This is a genomic window from Prevotella sp. E15-22, from assembly GCF_023204875.1.
GTDB lineage: Bacteria > Bacteroidota > Bacteroidia > Bacteroidales > Bacteroidaceae > Prevotella.
Genome location: NZ_CP096247.1, coordinates 2,903,286 through 2,920,384 on the forward strand (window position 1 = coordinate 2,903,286; position 17,099 = coordinate 2,920,384).

The window sequence follows — 17,099 nt, forward strand, 5'->3', positions numbered from 1 at the left end:
TTTTAGTTATTTGAATATCTTTTGTGCAAACATTGTCAGATAAATGCGCCAGTTGCGCCAGATGTGGCCACCGTCGTTCTCGTAATACTCATAGGGATAGCCCTTCTGGTCGAGGTATTTCCTCAGGTCTTTGTTCATCTGCATGAGGAAATCTTCCTTGCCGATGGCAATCCAATAGAGCTTTGGCTTTGAGTTGAACAGACGGGCCATCTGCTCGTCAAACTTCGCCTGACTGTCGGAACCGCCAAAGGCCATCCGTGTGGCTGCTGACTGCAGGCCGTAATAGTCGAAGGTATCGGGATAGAGACGAGAGATGCCAAAGGTATGACCACCACCCATTGAGAGTCCTGTAACGGCACGACCTGAGCGTTTGGCAATGGTCTGATAATGCGAGTCAACGAAACGGACGATATCCATAAAACTCTCTTCCATGGTGGCCTTGGCACCACGCTGGTTGAATGCATTGCCATCGGGCGTATACATGCCCTCGTGCCACCAACCGGGAGCGGCATTGCACGTAGGATTACCATTAGGCATCACCACAATCATAGGTACGCATTTTCCCTCGGCAATGAGGTTGTCCATAATCTGAGAGGCTCGGCCCAGGTCGGCCCAAGCTGTCTCATCGCCACCATGTCCATGCAGCAGGTACATCACGGGGAAACGCTTCTTGCCATCATAGGCTGCAGGGAGATAGACGGTCATGCGGCGCTGCTGGCCCAGTGTAGGACTGTCGTACCAGACTCTGGAGAGAGTGCCATGAGGCACATTATTCACCTGATAAAGATGACCTTTATCATCGTTCGACTTCGAAACGATGAAGATATTACTCAGCGTAGAGATGTCGCGGTTTACATAGCTGTTGGCGGGGTCGACAAAACGCTGGCCATCCACGGAAATGCTATAGGAGTAGAGTTCAGGATTAAGCGGCGAGGTGGTTACCGTCCACACACCATTGTCCTGCTTGTTCATCTCTAAGCGCTGGCTGCTGATTTCCTTGAAATCGCCATTGATGCTCACCCGCTGTGCCGTGGGGTCGTAGAAATTGAACGTCACCGAACCATCGGCATTCACGATAGGTGATTTCACTCTGGGACGTTGTCCCAACTGCTGCTGCGCCATGCTACCCAAAGCCATCAGACAGCAACTGGCAAATACGATTAATCTTTTCATTTTGTATCGGTTGTTTTGGTTGTATTAGAAACTTCACTCAGTTCACGCGTCAATCGACTGATATCCTTTGCACTGGAGCGCATGCGGGTCATGATATCGTTCACCTCTTCTTCGGGTAAAGCATGCAGACTGGCAAAGAGCACCTGTGCAAAACCACTAATGATATTCAGAGGCGTGCGGATTTCGTGATACATATCCTGGATAAAAGCTGTCTTACGACGGTTGGTCTCGAGCTTTAGCTGATAGGCATTGGCCAACTCCTCATTTTGCTGTTGCAGTTCTGCATTGACATGCTGCAAATTCTGCACATTATCGGCCAGCGACTGCTGCATGCGGGCAAAACTATCTATGAGGCGACCCAGACTGTCGTGCCTGTTATTCGTAGATAGAGGAACATCAAAATGGCCATTGGAGATACGACGGGCTGCCTTATCCAGCTGCTTAATCGGCAGCACCGCCCGACGTACCGTTTGATAACAGAAGAGCATCAACAGCACAAGACCGATAGAGACAACAAACCACACGATATGCACTAACTTGTTGTAACGAGCAAAGATATCGCTCTCAGGACAGACTATGGCAATACTCCAACCTGTTCGTTCCAACGGACGATAGAAGATGTAGGCAGGAACACCATCGACAATGGTCTTGACCATGCCACTATGTCCGGCAAGCATATCTTTTCCTAAAGCCTCTATCTCGCGGCGAGACTCAGGAGCAGCGTCACTGAAGATTGTCTCGCGATAGAGCTTTGCCGTGTCGGGGTGGACAAGGTAAGTACCGTTGCGACCAATCATAATGGCCGATGAGTTGGGATAGGGTTTCAAGTCGCTGACAGCAGCACTGAGCCATTTCAACGTGAGACTGGCTGTGATGGAACCAATGAAATGACCATCGGCATTGCGCATGGGACAGCAATACGACGTCAGGATATCGGGCGAGGACAGTGTGCCCTCGTTATAATCATCATAAGCATCAATCCACGAGGATGTACCCAAGGTACGCGATGTTTTATACCATACGGCATCGAAATACTCGAACGGTCCTTCGCGCACGGTGGTGATACTGTCTATGGGGTTGTCGTCATCATAGGCCATATACCGTAGCGAATAGGCCGAGTAATAACGTCCCATCTCAGGAAAATAATAGGGTTCCATAGAGATGGCCATGCCTGTTAGGAAAGAATTCTCCTCGATGGCACGACGAGTGAACACAAGGAGTGAGTCGGGACTGAGGTGACGTGGTGTGGTCTGTGCCATGAAATTTGTCACCGTTTCAGTTTCGTCCATAATGCCATTGATACGCTCGGCTGTATTGTCCAGCAACTTCGTGGCACGTTCGATGGCCGCATGCTGGATATAGCGCTTCCCACGATAGAAGAGATTGCCAAACAGCAGGGAGAAAGCGACCGTCACGATAAGGACAATGAGAAGGCCGAGGCGGATGGACAGACGCCGCCGAAAATGATTCAGGATTCTTTTCATGAGCCAGCAGGGTCTTTAATCAGTTGATCTAACAGTTCCGTGATCTCCGTAGTACCACACATGATATCCTCATTCAGGGCTGTCATGTCGTCTTTTGAGAGTTGTGAGTAGTCGCAACAGATGGTATCGGTGCTTCGGCATACCTTATCCACCGGTGCCACCATGCGGTCGGTCATATCGCGCAGAAACCTCGCCTTTTTCTCTTCGTAAGCCTGCGCCTCGTCATAGGCTGCTTTCAGTTCTGCGTGTTGCACATTCAGCTTCACCTGTTTCTGCTGCATCTCGTCAATATAGTCCTTCTGCGCGCTCTGCATCTTTTTCAGACTCGACTGCAGTCGGGCAAATTCGTGTTCATAGCGCGTATCTGGAATAGGCGTCTCAAGATTTCCTTCGGCAATACTCTGGGCAGCATCGGCAAGGATGTGCAACGGACGAAGATGACGGGCGATGACAAGATACAAGATAAAGATGAGGACCAACACGCCGCCAATGCCCCACTCCAACAGCACGCCATACATATATGAGTACTTGTTATAGATATCCTCGGCTGGGCAGACGGCTGCCAAACTGAACTGACGGTCGCCAACAGACTGCGAGAAGACATACATTTCGCGTCCATCGTGCACCAACTGGCGATAGCCACTTTCGGCACCAGTGATATAGGTATCCAGTTGACTGCTATCACGCATGGTCACAAAGAGTTGTGCATGAGGCAACGACTGACGTAACTGTTTCAAGGACCCATTCTTTTCGAGGAGCTGCTCTATCAGTGAGCGGTCCACCTGAAGCGTTCTGCCCTCCAACCGTGCCATCAGTTCTGTCCTTCGCAATGTATTGTCAATACGCAGGGCGGTGTTCTCGAGTGCCTGGAGTGTGGTGTCAATAGACTCGTCGCGGATGACATCCTCCGAGAAGCTGGCCAACAGGCCGACAACCACACAAGAGGTGACAACGACGAAACCGCCCACCCACAGCGCCAGCTGTATGGTGAACGATCTGCGAATCTTCTGGAAAATAGTCATAGGCCTGATTATTAAAAAAAAAGAATGATTATCCGCGTGCCATCTTATAGATCGTCTCCATATCGGCAGCCTGGAGCACCTTCAAGCAGCCGCAGGTGCGCTGATAGTTGCGACTGCACTTGCGTACCATCTCCTTGATTTCCTCGTCGGAGATTTCCTTACCAATCAGTTCCTTGATATTGATTGGCATGCCGATGGCATGATAGAAACGTTCCATGGCCTCAATGCCCTTGAGGGCTGTAGCCTCAGGATTGGTGAAGTCGTTGGGCACATCCATCACATTGACAGCGAAACGTACGAAACGTGAGAGGTTCTCGTGCATCACATAGCGTGCCCAACTGGGCCATACGGCAGCCAGACCGGCACCATGGGTCACGTCGAACATACCACTGAGCTCGTGCTCCAACTGATGGGTAGCCCAGTCGTCGCTAACGCCACAGCCCGTCAGACCATTATGCATCAACGAGCCACCCCACATGATCTGTGCACGATAGCGATAGTCCTCAGGATTCTTAAGCACAGCAAAGATGGCATCTTTCATAGAGCGAAGCATGGCCTCGGCGATGTCTGTAGTCAGGTCCATATCGTCGTCCTTGGTGAAATAGCGCTCCATGGTGTGCATCATCATATCGGTGACGCCAGCAGCCGTCTGATAAGGAGGCAGTGTGAAGGTTCTGCAGGGATTCATGATGGCAAACTTGGGGCGCGACAGATTATTGGAATAGCCAAGTTTCACGTCGCCATCCTCGTTGGTGATCACACTCGACTCACTCATCTCGCTACCTGCAGCAGGGATGGTGAGCACGCAGGCAATGGGCAGCATCTTAGTAGGTGTGGCCTTTCCCAGATAGAAATCCCACACATTACCCTCGTAAGGCACGCCATAGCCAATACACTTCGAAGAGTCGATCACACTGCCACCTCCCACGGCAAGGATGAAGTCGACACCTTCCTTACGACACAGGTCGATGCCCTGCTGAGCCAATGACAAACGAGGATTGGGTACCACGCCACCAAGGGACACATAGTCTACCCCACCCGCTTTGAGCAGGTTGCAGACCTTATCAAGGAGTCCCGACTTCACGGCACTCTTTCCGCCATAATGTACCAGTACTTTGGTGCCACCATATTTCTTGACCAGAGCAGCTACCTGCTCCTCACTTTTCTTTCCAAACACCACCTCAGTGGGTGCATAGTAATTAAAGTCTTTCATAATCTTTAGTTTTTAGTTTAAGTTATTCTATCGACGTCTGTCGTTGTTGCCCCACTTCTTGTCGTAGCGTCCTTCGGTATCGACCTTGCCGCCAAACATATTCAGACGATAGCGCACATGAAGCATGGCATAAGAGTTAATGCTGTTGTATCTAGTGTCGCTACGACCCGTGGCGTTGACCCATCGGTTCTTTCAAATCGGCATCCTGCACATTGCCGCTAATCGTCCGTTCCCGTGGTTCTTGTGCCGTGGCGTGCATCACGCACAAGCCAATCAAAATAAAAACGATTAAGAGTCGTTTAGCCATAAGTTTAGTATTGTATTTGATGTTTAACTCTGGTTTTCTTCGGGTTAGTTCTCTTTTTGACTGCAAAATTAATCATTTTTTCCGATATATCCGCTTTTCTTCTACATTATTTTCTTAATCAAGTTTTTTACGGTAGAAACATTTTTCCGCAACACCTAACCCTGATTGCAGGAAATACCATGCAGCAAAGGGTTTGGGACGAGGTAGGTGTTTGCTATGTTATTTTTGATTGCTAAGTATGTTGTTTACGATGCCTAAGTATGGCATTTACAGGTGCTAAGTGATATACTTATGGACAGTGGACAGTAAATATAGTGAAAAATGAAAAGTTATCGCGTACGTACATATGTGCACGCACGCAAAGAGTATTTTGAAAAACTACTGTTTTTACTGTCCAGTGTCCTTCTGAAATATTTGTTTGTATTTTGGTTGTTAGAAAAATTGTTAGTATCTTTGCATTCGCTAATTTAGAACGACAAAAATTAAATAGATTATATGAAAACAAAGAGTTTTTTGTTAATGCTTCTGTTTGCTTCCATTTTGTTGAGTTGTGGAGGCGGAGTGCAGCGTAGTCAGACAGGTAGTGATAATGAGGCTCAGGGACCTTTGGATTTCTCTGCTGTCTGGATGGCTTATCAAGATAATGTTTATGGCTATGTAGGCGACAATTTTGAGCGTTTCTATTTCTTGATAGACAGTATGCAGGTCGATGCCGAGGATACGCTCCTGTATCATGTCTGGGGAAAATATCGCATCAAATGGGATATTATTGACTATGAAGGACAGGTTCGTGTCATGGATATTTCTGAGAAGGAAACACATTTTAGTCCTGAGTTGGAACACTATGATGCCCAGGTGTATGATTTGATTTCCAAGTGGGAGTTGAAGAGCACGTCAATCTGCATAAGAGAAGGTGAAACCATTAATGGACAGATGGCTTCAACGTTCTATATCCTCGATGGAAAGGCCGTTTTTGACGATATTAACCTAGGGAGCGACCCCTATTGCAACAATCAGTTTACTGGCACCTTAATCTCTCCAGAGTATGGCGAACAAAAGTGCCGTTGGGGTGCGTTCCGCATTCCTGATAGTGAGGATTTGGATATTGGAGCAGCAGAGTTCTCGCCTGCAGATGAGTATCTCGGAAATGGTTGGTGGTCTTATCGTGAGGCTTCCAGAGAAGGAACGGATGAAGGGTGGGAGTATGAGAAACGATGCCGTTGGTCCCTAGGAGAAGATTCTCTGCCTCGGATTCCTGTGCAGGTGAGACCCTTTGTAAGGGCAACAGAAAAAGCCCCTGTCACTGTGAAAGAACTCATGGCAGGCTTCAGATTTGGCATGAACGAAAAGGAGTATACAGCTGCGTATGACAAATTGGAGAGAATAGAGTGTGACCAAATCAAACTGATCGTCAATAACACCTATTTCCAAGCATCAGGTGGCACAGAATATTATGCTAACGGACAACTATATTATAAGAGTTTATATTTGAACTATAAGGGGGTTAGAGGTGACATACTGACGAAAGCAGATTTCGAGGCGGTAGCCACCTATTTCAAAGGCGTCTATGGCGCCGACTCCCTGCATCATATGTATACGGAACTCCCCATCTCAGAGTTTCCTACCCACCATTGGATAAAGGATAATCTGTATTTCTGTCTCACTTGGGTTCCAGAAGGTGAAGTTGAGAATTTTATCGCATTGGAATATATTAATGGGCCTGTATATTGGGAAGTGATGAATAGAAAGAAATGATGCCAGTTGAGAGAATGATGAGGATATGGTGAGGGTTACTCAAAAAAAAACAAAAAACAGCCGAAAGCGAATGCCTTCGACTGTTTTACTTATTGAATGATTGTCACTTACACAAAGCTAATAACACCTTGCTGAGGCTCGGCAGTCTCGGCGGGCTGAGAGTCCTCTACCACATTCTGATTGCCGATGCTGGCCAGAATCTCGCGGGTGCGTTTGTAGGTTGGCGTTTGCTCTACAGCAGAGATAACATCGTCGTTATCCAAATCCTCGGGACCGAAGATATAGATATTGGGACGACGCTTATAGCGCTTGGCAGCTGCGTTGTCGCCATAGAAATGACCACGACGCTCCTCGCGCTTGGCAGCCTGCTCAGCCTCCTCGGCCAGGCGGTTAGCGTCCTCGCGAGTCTGCTGCTTCATGAGACGCTCCTCCATACCATCGATGCTCTGGATACCAAAGCCAGTGGCCAGGATGGTAACCTTGACACGCTTGCCCAACTCGGGATCGACAGCAACACCCCATTTAAAGACGAAGTCGTTGCCAAAGCGGTCCATAAACTCATGAACATAGTTCATCTCTTCCATCATGAAGTTGTCCTTAGAGTCCTTCTGATGTGAGAACGAGATATTGAGCAGAATCTTCTTTGAGTTGAAGATATCGTTATCATTGAGCAAAGGTGAATTGAGGGCATCATCGATAGCCTTCTTCACACGGTCCTCACCTTCGCCATAACCGGTTGACATGATGGCCACACCACCATCCTGAAGTACGGTCTTCACATCGTTGAAGTCGAGGTTCATAGTACCGTGAAGGGTGATAATCTCAGCAATACTCTTAGCGGCAACCGACAGGGTGTCGTCGGCCTTACCAAAGGCATCGAGGAACGAGAGGTCGGGATAGATCTCACGCAGACGCTCATTGTTGATAACCAATAGGGCATCGACATGCTTCTGCATCTCTTCCACACCATCAAGGGCCTGGTCAATCTTCTTATTACCCTCGAAACGGAAGGGGATGGTGACGATACCCACAGTGAGGATGTCCATCTCCTTAGAGACACGGGCAATGACAGGCGCTGCGCCTGTACCTGTGCCACCACCCATACCAGCGGTGATGAAGGCCATGCGGGTGCCATCGTTCAGCATATTGTGGATGTCCTGCAGACTCTCCTCGGCAGCGGCACGAGCCTTCTCAGGACGATTGCCTGCACCAAGTCCCTCGTGACCCAGCTGCAACTTAACGGGCACAGGAGAATCGTTCAGAGCCTGATTGTCGGTGTTACAAACAACGAAGGTTACATCGTGAATACCTTCCTTATACATGTGGTTAACAGCATTGCCGCCACCGCCACCTACGCCGATGACCTTGATGATGCTATGCTTCTCTTCGGGTACGCCGAAATCGAGTATCTCGTTTGTCTTATTGAAGTCTTCCATATCTATTTAAATTAAGAAATGAGTAATGAGAATTGAAAATGAGAAAGAAGGATTACTCTTCAGGAGAAGCGAGCCCTTCGAGCCATTTCTTTGTCTTGTTCCAAAGACTATTCTCCTTCTTGCGCTTACGCTCCTCTTCGGCTTGACGTTCTTCCTCCTCGCGGCGAATGCGGTCTTCCTCTTCTTTCTTGCGACGAGCCTCCTCGGCAGCGAGTTCCTCCTCACGAGCCGTGCGGATGGTGCCAGTTTCGAGATCACCCAACTGACGCGGACGGCGTTCAACAATAGGCTGCTGACCCAGCTGCTCCTGCTCTTCAAACAGATTACCGTTGGGATCTATAAAATTGCCTGCACAGTTGATATCGCCCTTGATAAGCAGACCCAAAACGGTGTTGAGCATACCGTTCTTGGCATTAATCTGCTCGTTGCTTGAGTTGATGGTGGTGGTGACAAACTTAGCCGTACGCACCTTGTCTATATGGGTATACTTTGCAAAGGCCTGCTCAATGTTCTCCATGTTGGAGCCGCCACCTGTCAGGATGATACCACCCAGCAACTTATCATAGTATTCGGCAGGAATCTGATAGCGTACGTTCTCTATAATCTCCTCGACACGAGCCTCAACAATCTCGATAAAACGGCGAGTTTCCACCTGACGCTCGGCATCGATAGAGTATTTCATATCGGGATCGATATCATTATTGTCGGTATAGGCCGAAGCATACTTCAACTTCATCTTCTCGGCATCGCTGTCCTCCATCTGGAGAGAAGCAATATCCTTGGTGACGTTGTTAGAGCCTAAAGGAATAACGGCAAGATGACGTAGTACGTTTTTCCAGAACACGGAAACTGTGGTGGTGTCGGCACCGATATCAACGAGTGCGCAACCTGATCGTTTCTCAACCTCGGTCAGCACGGCGTTGGCCAATGCCAAAGGAGCCAGATACATATCAGCCACCTTGATGTTAGCTGTCTCGAAGCATCTGTTCAGGTTTTGGAAGAAAGCCGTACGCTCCAGGATATTCAGGAAATTACCCTCTAGACGATTGGCACGGATACCAACAGGATCCATCTGAAGATTCGTATCTACACGATACTCCTGTTCGGCCACATCCAGAATCTTCTGATCGGGATAGTCCATACCCCAGTTTGCATCCATCAGTTCCACCACCATGTCCTGCGTGATAATAGTATCGGCCGGCAGATCCTTGACAATGGTATTCTTGACACTACGAATAGACTGTCCGCCTACACCCACAAAAACCTGGGTGATGCGCGTTTGCAACTGGGCCTCCATCTTCTTAATCATCGATGTGAGGCACTGAGCCGTCTTGTCGATGTTGTAAACAACACCCTTACGGATGAACGAAGATGACTCTTCGCGGACCAATGACAACACAGAGATGCTGCCATCAGGTCTCTTTTGTCCGGCAATACCCGTCACCTTAGATGAACCGAGTTCGATTGCCACAATAAAATCCTTTAATTCTGCCATACTCTATTATCTGTTTTTATTTCCTTATGCACACAATTTGATTATCGAATTCCACGCTGACACGCGAGTATTTATTCCATCCGGCCTGACTGAGTCCGTAGCGATAGAACTTGCGAAGGCGGTCTAACTTCTTATCGATATTATTCGGCTGACCTAAGTAGGCAATATGCTCGCCCACTCGAGGAACCAACTCAACGGAGCCATCGCCAAGGACATTCAACTGTTCTATCTGGTTCTGCCAGAAGGGATCCTGAAGGATGATGTTAACCATCGGCACCAGCCATTTCTCGGCATAGGCTTTGGTAATGTGTCCAGTGGCCACAATAAGGTTACAAGGATAATCGGTGCCAGGCATGGGCTTGCCGTGGTTGTCAACATAATAGTTGGCACCATCCTGACTCATCACCCTGACAACAGGTATGCGCTGGTAGATGTCAATGCACACAAAGCCATCTTGCCCTTTGTAACACTCCACGCTGTCGATGAGTTCCTTGCCACGAAGGGTCTCCTCAATGATACGCACGTTGACGTGAGGCATAGACTGGCCCTGAGGATTAATATGATCCACAGTGAGCATTCGCTTGACATCATCTTCGGTCAGGAAGCCCTTCACATGCCCGTTGGCCATGTTGATAGACACGCCCTTACAGATAACCTCCTCATCAGGCGTATTGAAGATGGTCATAGCCATCACCATATAGACAGCCAGGACAATGCCGAAGAATACCAATGCAACCTTTTTCCAGTTCATTATATCTTGTCTTACTTGTTTTTCATCTTGCTACGGAGAATCTCGGCCATCTGGGGTACCTGATTATCCAGATCGCCAGCGCCAAGAACAATGAGTACATCGAACGAACGACTCTTAACCAGCGACAGTACATCGTCCTTCTTGACAAGCTGTTTCTTGACACTGGGAGCCAGACGGTCGTAAATCAGTTCTGACGTAACACCTTCAATAGGTAGTTCGCGGGCGGGATAGATCTCGGTCAGTATCACCTCGTCCAACTGACTCAACGCATCGGCAAAGTCCTGATAGAAATCGCGGGTGCGAGTGTAGAGGTGAGGTTGGAAGATAGCAGTGATATGACGGTTCTTATAGAGTTCACGAATGCTGCGCGCACTCTGATAAATTTCCTTAGGATGGTGGGCGTAGTCGCTAAGGAACACGAGTTCAGGTGTTTTAATAGCGAAATCGAAACGACGGTCTACGCCTCCATAGGTCTTCATGCCATGACGGAGCTCATCGGCGGTGCAGCCATTCAGTTGCGCCATGGCCATGGCAGCAATTCCGTTCTCAATGTTAATGGGAATGGGCTGACCTAACTGCACTTGAGGTACATTCTCAATGGGCGAGATAAAGTCGAAAGTAATCTCACCATTCTCAATCTTGATATTCTCAGCATGGAAGTCACCCTCGTTAAGGGCATAATCATAACGACGAACACCATCCAGCAAATGGTCTTTCATCTCAAGATCACGATGAATGATGAGTGCGCCACCTGGCTGAATAAGTTCAGTATAATGGCGGAAACTCTCCAAATAGGCTTCCTTGGTGCCATAGATATCGAGATGGTCGGGATCGGTAGAGGTAATGACACTCATCCATGGAGAGAGCCAATGGAACGAACGATCGAACTCGTCGGCCTCGATCACCACATAGTCGGAATTACTAACGATATAGTTGGTGCCATAATTTTTGGTGATACCACCAAGAAAAGCATTGCAGTCCAGATGACTCTGATGCATAATATGGGCACACATGCTCGACGTGGTGGTCTTGCCATGAGTACCTGCCACACAAAGACCTTTCATCTGACGGGTCAGGGTGCCCAGTACCTGAGCACGTTTCTGAATATCAAAGCCGTTTTGACGGAAATACTGCAGTTCTTTATGTTCGGTGGGAATAGCAGGTGTATAGACCACTAGACAGTGGTTGGGATCCATACATGCCTGAGGAATCGCGCCAACGTTCTCTTCATAGTGAATAAGGGCTCCTTCCTGCTCCAGTCGACGAGTCAGGTCTGACGGAGTCTTATCATAACCACCGACAACCAAACCACAGTGAATGAAATAGCGCACCAAAGCGCTCATGCCGATACCACCGGCACCTACAAAATAGACGGCTTTAATATCTTTTGCTTCCATTGATTTATTGTTATTCTGCATTTGCTAATTTCAATACTTCCTGAGCAATTATCTTAGCGGAGTTGGGCAGACCCAACTTCAATACGTTCTCGCTGAGGGCCTTCAGACGGGCGTCATCGGCTACAGTCTTGATGGCCAAAGGAATAAGTTGATCCTTAGCCTCAGCATCCTTCACATAGAGAGCAGCATCCTTGTTAACCAGAGCCAAGGCATTCTTGGTTTGATGATCCTCGGCCACATTTGGACTTGGCACCAAGATAACTGGTTTACCAATCAGGCAAAACTCGGAGATACTGCTGGCGCCTGCACGACTGATAACAAGATCAGCAGCACGATAGGCGGCAGCCATATCGCTGATAAAGTCCATGACACGCAGATGCAAGTTCTCGGGCTGTCCTTTTCTCTTCAAGGCCTCTGCGATTTCGGCACTATAGTATTTTCCCGTCTGCCAGATGAACTGCAGACCCGACTCACGGATCTCATCAAGATGATTCAACACGCTCTCGTTGATAGTGCGTGCACCCAGGCTACCACCCACCAGCAGGACGGTTTTCTTATCGGGACTGAGGTCGAAAGTTTTCAAGGCTTCTTCGCGTGTCATCTTAGAATCGAGCAACTGCTGACGAACGGGATTGCCGGTCATCATAATCTTATCAGCAGGAAAGAAACGTTCCATTCCATCGTAAGCCACACAAATCTTGCAGGCTTTAGCTGCCAGGTTCTTATTAGCCAAGCCGGCATAGCTATTCTGCTCTTGAATCAGCGTGGGAATACCCAAACTATTGGCTGCACCAAGGGCGGCACTACTGGCATAGCCACCGACACCTACAGCCACCTGCGGTTGGAACTCTCGCAAAATTTGCTTGGCCATATGCTTACTTTTCAGATAGTCGAGAGCCACACCTATATTTGCCGGTTTCCACAATGGACGGAAGAAACCACGAATGGGCAGACCTTTAATCTCGTAACCGGCCTGCGGCACACGCTGCATCTCCATACGGCCCTGAGCGCCAACAAACAGTATCTGGGCATCAGGACGTAACTCACGAATGGCATTTGCTATGGATACGGCGGGGAAGATATGGCCTCCGGTTCCGCCACCACTGATAACGACTCTTAACTCTTTCATGCTTCAATAGTATTAACTGACTTTTCTTTATGCTTGGCACTACGGCTAACACTAAGTATCATGCCAATATATGCACAGTTCACAATAGTAGAGGTACCACCTTTTGATACCAAAGGTAACGGCTGACCGGTAACAATACCAAAATCGACAGCCACACACATATTAATTACAGCCTGGAACACAAGCAGTAATGTGAGTCCCATCACCAGGAAGGCCGGGAAGTTATTCTCGCACCGACTGGCAATACGGGCCGTTCGGAATAATAATATCACATAAAGGAATACCACGGCAACTGCACCTATGATTCCCATCTCCTCAATGATAATAGCATAGATAAAATCCGAGAAAGCCTGTGGCAGATAGTCACGCTCCACAGAGTTGCCTGGTCCCTTGCCGATAATTCCTGACGTAGCAATAGCCAGATTAGCATGGGTCACCTGGAAGTTCTTGTCGGTAACCTTATACTCCTCAGCTGGCACATCCTTATCGTCCTTACCGGCAATACGGTTTTTCCAAGTCCAGAAACGATGGGTCAGCTTTTCCCATGCTGACTTATCCTTCTTATCGACCTGAACTACCTGCTCGGTCTGGCCATTCAGTTGGGCCTGTTCCATCTCCTGTCCCTCCTTGTCGAGATTGGCCATCCAGAAAACGAGTCCGAGAAACATACCTGCTAGCAACACCAGCACACCTGTAAGCTTACCCATCTGTTTGAGAGGTACGCGGGCCAAAAACATCATCACAAAGATGACACCAAACAAAAGAATGGCTGTTGACAAGTTCTCTAGACCTATTAGCATGGTAGCAGGTACCACCAAGAACAGCACATACTTCATTGCCATGGGGTCGGCACCGCTGTCATCGTCGCGTTGCATAGCACTCAGTATCTGTGCAGCGGTGAGTACCATGGTACCCTTAGCAATCTCTGAGGGTTGGAAAGTAAAACCTGGCAACTGGATGACGCGGTTAGCACCATTGATACTTTCACCCCACAGAAGTACCCACAGCAATGTGGCGTAGGTGATGAGCAGTAGTAGTGGCGTCATCAACTTAAAATAGCGGCATGGGATATTCAGTATGACGATGGCCACAACGACACCCAGAAAAATCATGCCGCAGTGATAGATGAGCGGACTCAGGTAGTTGTGTGTCTTATAGGTCAGCGTGCTCGAAGCCGAAAACACCTCGACAATACTGATAAGACACAGGAACAGAAACACTGTCCATATACCTTTATCGCCTTTGAAAAGATTGCCAATTTTCTTTTCCATTCTTCTTTTTTGTTTCTAGATCACAGTGATTGCTATGAGTCTATTGGGTTTAGAGATTTCTAACCAGTTCCTTGAACTGTTCGCCACGATCCTCCATGTTCTTAAAGAGGTCGAACGAAGCGCAGCAAGGCGACAAAAGTACCGTCTCACCGGGCTTTGCTAGTTCATAGCAGGCAGCTACACAGTCCTTCATAGAGTGGGTATCGCGGACGGGCAGTCCCAGCGCATCGAAGTTGTCGTGCAACTTTTGGTTGTCGGCGCCCAGATACACGATTGCTGAACATTTCTCGCGAATGAGAGGCTTAATGGGCTCGTAGTCGTTACCCTTATCCTTACCACCCACGATGAGCACAACCTTAGTTTTCATGGAGTCGAGTGCATACCAACAGGCATCCACATTGGTGGCCTTTGAATCGTTGACATACTGAACACCACGTACTGTTGCCACTTTCTCAAGACGATGTTCTACACCAGGGAAGTCACTCAGACTCTGACGAATAACGTCTTTTTTAATACCTGCGATATCACCTGCGATACCTGCGGCCAGAGAGTTATAGATATTATGGCGGCCCGTCAGACTAAGTTGTTCCTGCTCCATATTAAATGGCTCGGGTTCCTCAATAGTGTACTCTCCTTCTGAGATATAACCGATAGAGCCCTTTTCACGGAGTTCCGAGAACGGATACTGGATAGCCTGGATATCATATTTCTTCAACTCTTTCTGGATAATGGGATCGTCGTTCCAGTAAATGAAGGCATCCTGTGCTGTCTGGTTACGAATAATTCGCATCTTAGCATCCACATAGTTCTGCATCTCGAAACCATAACGATCCAGATGGTCGGGGGTGATGTTCAGCAGAATAGCAATGTTGGCATGGAAGTCATACATATTGTCAAGTTGGAATGACGACAGTTCAATGATATAATACTCGTGTGGATCTTCAGCCACCTGCAGAGCCAGCGAGTTGCCAATGTTACCTGCCAGTCCGGCATCATAGCCGGCCTTTTTGAAAATATGGTATATCAAAGAAGTTGTGGTAGTCTTACCATTAGAACCCGTTATACAAATCATCTTTGAGTTGGTATAACGGCCAGCGAACTCAATCTCACTGATGATATTGATGCCTTTTTCTTTGGCCTTTACTACCATAGGAGCTGTCTCGGGGATACCTGGCGACTTGATAATCTCATCGGCATTAAGAATCAGCGACTCGGTGTGCTGACCTTCCTCCCATAGGATATGACGGTCATCAAGCATCTGCTTGTAACGTGGCGCAATCTTAGACATATCTGAAACAAACACGTCAAAACCTTCTTTCTTTGCCAGAACAGCTGCTCCGGCACCACTTTCTCCTGCTCCTAAAATAACAATTCTTTTCATTTCTTTTTATCTGATTTTCAATGTAATGATGGTTAGGGCGGCCAGGATAATGGTCACAATCCAGAAACGAATGGTAATCTTCGACTCGTGGAAAGGACGGTGAGGCCAACCCGACAGAATATAACGCGACGTTTGGTCGAGTTGTGAGTCTAGTTTTCTGAAGTTATCGTGAATAGGCGTTGCACGGAACACGCGCACACGTTGTCCCTTGCGCTTCATGAACTTGAACCATTGCGTTTGAATGATGACGCTGAGACTTTCAACAAAGAAGATGCCACAAAGGATGGGCAACATCAATTCTTTGTGGATGATTACCGCACAGACACCAATAATACCACCAATGGTCAGCGAACCCGTATCGCCCATAAAAATCTGAGCGGGGAAAGCATTATACCATAAAAAGCCAATCATAGCACCTACGAAAGCACTGAGGAACACCACCAGTTCTTCTGAATGCGGAATGTACATGATATCGAAATAAGAGGCATACCCGATATGTGACGACACATAGGCAAAGATGCCCAGTGCCACACCGATGATGGCCGAATTGCCCGCACACATTCCGTCCATGCCGTCGTTCAGGTTGGCACCGTTAGAAACAGCTGTCACAACAAAGATGGTCATAATGACAAAGAGAATCCATCCCGCAGCCACCTTATGTTTTCCAACAAACGACATCAAATCTGAGTAGCTCAAGTTATGATGTTTGGTAAAAGGAAGTGTGGTCTTCAGTGACTTATGGGCTTTTGACTCGTGCTTTACGACCTCGGTAGTCTGTCCTTGCTGCGGCACACTGATATTCTCACGCATTACCACATCAGGACTCAGATAAAGCACCAGACCAACAATAAAGCCTATTGAAACCTGTCCTACAATCTTATATTTTCCTTTCAAGCCATCTTTGTTACGACGGAAGATTTTGATATAATCGTCCATCAAGCCCAGGAAACCAAGCCACAAGGTGGTGACAACCATCAGTATCAGATACGTATTGCGGATACGTCCAAGCAAAAGCACTGGAACCAGTATACTTATAATAATAATGATACCACCCATCGTTGGCACACCTTTTTTCTCAACACCAAAGGGGTCGATAGCAGGATCACGTTCCGTCTCAAAGATCTTACGACGTTTCATCCACTTGATAAAGAACTCACCAAACCAAGCAGAGATAAACAACGACAAGATGAGTGCCAACAAGGCACGGAACGAGATATAACTCCATAGGTGCGAGCCTGGGATATTATATTGTTCAAGAAATCGGAATAAATAGTACAGCATAGGT

The 17,099-nt window shown here is 47.9% G+C and carries 13 protein-coding genes; 1 reads left to right on the plus strand and 12 read right to left on the minus strand.

What is annotated here, in order from left to right:
• Window positions 1-6: 6 nt before the first annotated feature.
• From M1D30_RS12030 to M1D30_RS12045, 4 genes are read right to left on the minus strand one after another with little or no spacing between them, the layout of a single operon-like run.
• The gene (locus M1D30_RS12030) at window positions 7-1,173 is read right to left on the minus strand and encodes an esterase (RefSeq protein ID WP_248504301.1); all 1,167 of its coding nucleotides are present in this window, start codon (window positions 1,171-1,173) and stop codon (window positions 7-9) included.
• Window positions 1,170-2,657, minus strand: coding sequence for a cache domain-containing protein (locus M1D30_RS12035; protein WP_248504304.1), 1,488 nt, complete (start codon window positions 2,655-2,657; stop codon window positions 1,170-1,172). The genes M1D30_RS12030 and M1D30_RS12035 overlap by 4 nt, the downstream gene beginning before the upstream one ends.
• A complete protein-coding gene (locus M1D30_RS12040; protein ID WP_248504306.1) occupies window positions 2,654-3,679 on the minus strand; it encodes a sensor histidine kinase in 1,026 nt (341 codons plus the stop codon). Before M1D30_RS12040 ends, M1D30_RS12035 begins: the two co-directional genes overlap by 4 nt.
• A 28-nt stretch (window positions 3,680-3,707) precedes the next feature.
• Window positions 3,708-4,892, minus strand: a complete 1,185-nt coding sequence (locus M1D30_RS12045; protein ID WP_248504308.1) for an iron-containing alcohol dehydrogenase — start codon at window positions 4,890-4,892, stop codon at window positions 3,708-3,710.
• An 802-nt stretch (window positions 4,893-5,694) separates the two neighbouring features.
• On the opposite strand from M1D30_RS12045, the gene M1D30_RS12050 reads away from it, so the two are divergent.
• Window positions 5,695-6,954, plus strand: coding sequence for a hypothetical protein (locus tag M1D30_RS12050; protein ID WP_248504310.1), 1,260 nt, complete (start codon window positions 5,695-5,697; stop codon window positions 6,952-6,954).
• 107 nt (window positions 6,955-7,061) lie between these two features.
• Here the strand turns inward: M1D30_RS12050 and ftsZ are convergent, their stop codons facing one another.
• Genes ftsZ through M1D30_RS12090 form a run of 8 tightly spaced genes read right to left on the minus strand, consistent with a single transcriptional unit; the run spans window position 7,062 to window position 17,095 of the window.
• Window positions 7,062-8,390, minus strand: coding sequence for a cell division protein FtsZ (ftsZ, locus tag M1D30_RS12055; protein WP_248504312.1), 1,329 nt, complete (start codon window positions 8,388-8,390; stop codon window positions 7,062-7,064).
• A gap of 52 nt (window positions 8,391-8,442) precedes the next feature.
• Complete coding sequence (gene ftsA / locus M1D30_RS12060; RefSeq protein ID WP_248504314.1) at window positions 8,443-9,885, minus strand: cell division protein FtsA; 1,443 nt, start codon at window positions 9,883-9,885, stop codon at window positions 8,443-8,445.
• Window positions 9,886-9,901: 16 nt separating this feature from the next.
• A complete protein-coding gene (locus tag M1D30_RS12065; RefSeq protein ID WP_248504316.1) occupies window positions 9,902-10,636 on the minus strand; it encodes a cell division protein FtsQ/DivIB in 735 nt (244 codons plus the stop codon).
• An 11-nt stretch (window positions 10,637-10,647) separates the two neighbouring features.
• Window positions 10,648-12,033, minus strand: coding sequence for a UDP-N-acetylmuramate--L-alanine ligase (gene murC, locus M1D30_RS12070; RefSeq protein WP_248504318.1), 1,386 nt, complete (start codon window positions 12,031-12,033; stop codon window positions 10,648-10,650).
• 10 nt (window positions 12,034-12,043) lie between these two features.
• Entirely contained in the window at window positions 12,044-13,162 is a 1,119-nt protein-coding gene (murG, locus tag M1D30_RS12075; RefSeq protein WP_248504320.1) for an undecaprenyldiphospho-muramoylpentapeptide beta-N-acetylglucosaminyltransferase, read from the minus strand.
• Window positions 13,159-14,433 carry an FtsW/RodA/SpoVE family cell cycle protein gene (locus M1D30_RS12080; RefSeq protein WP_248504322.1) on the minus strand — a complete coding sequence of 425 codons (1,275 nt, stop codon included), beginning with the start codon at window positions 14,431-14,433 and terminating at the stop codon, window positions 13,159-13,161. The genes murG and M1D30_RS12080 overlap by 4 nt, the downstream gene beginning before the upstream one ends.
• Before the next feature lie 49 nt (window positions 14,434-14,482).
• Window positions 14,483-15,814 carry a UDP-N-acetylmuramoyl-L-alanine--D-glutamate ligase gene (gene murD / locus M1D30_RS12085; protein WP_248504324.1) on the minus strand — a complete coding sequence of 444 codons (1,332 nt, stop codon included), beginning with the start codon at window positions 15,812-15,814 and terminating at the stop codon, window positions 14,483-14,485.
• Window positions 15,815-15,820: 6 nt separating this feature from the next.
• Window positions 15,821-17,095, minus strand: a complete 1,275-nt coding sequence (locus M1D30_RS12090) for a phospho-N-acetylmuramoyl-pentapeptide-transferase (RefSeq protein ID WP_248504326.1) — start codon at window positions 17,093-17,095, stop codon at window positions 15,821-15,823.
• Between the last annotated feature and the right edge of the window lie 4 nt (window positions 17,096-17,099).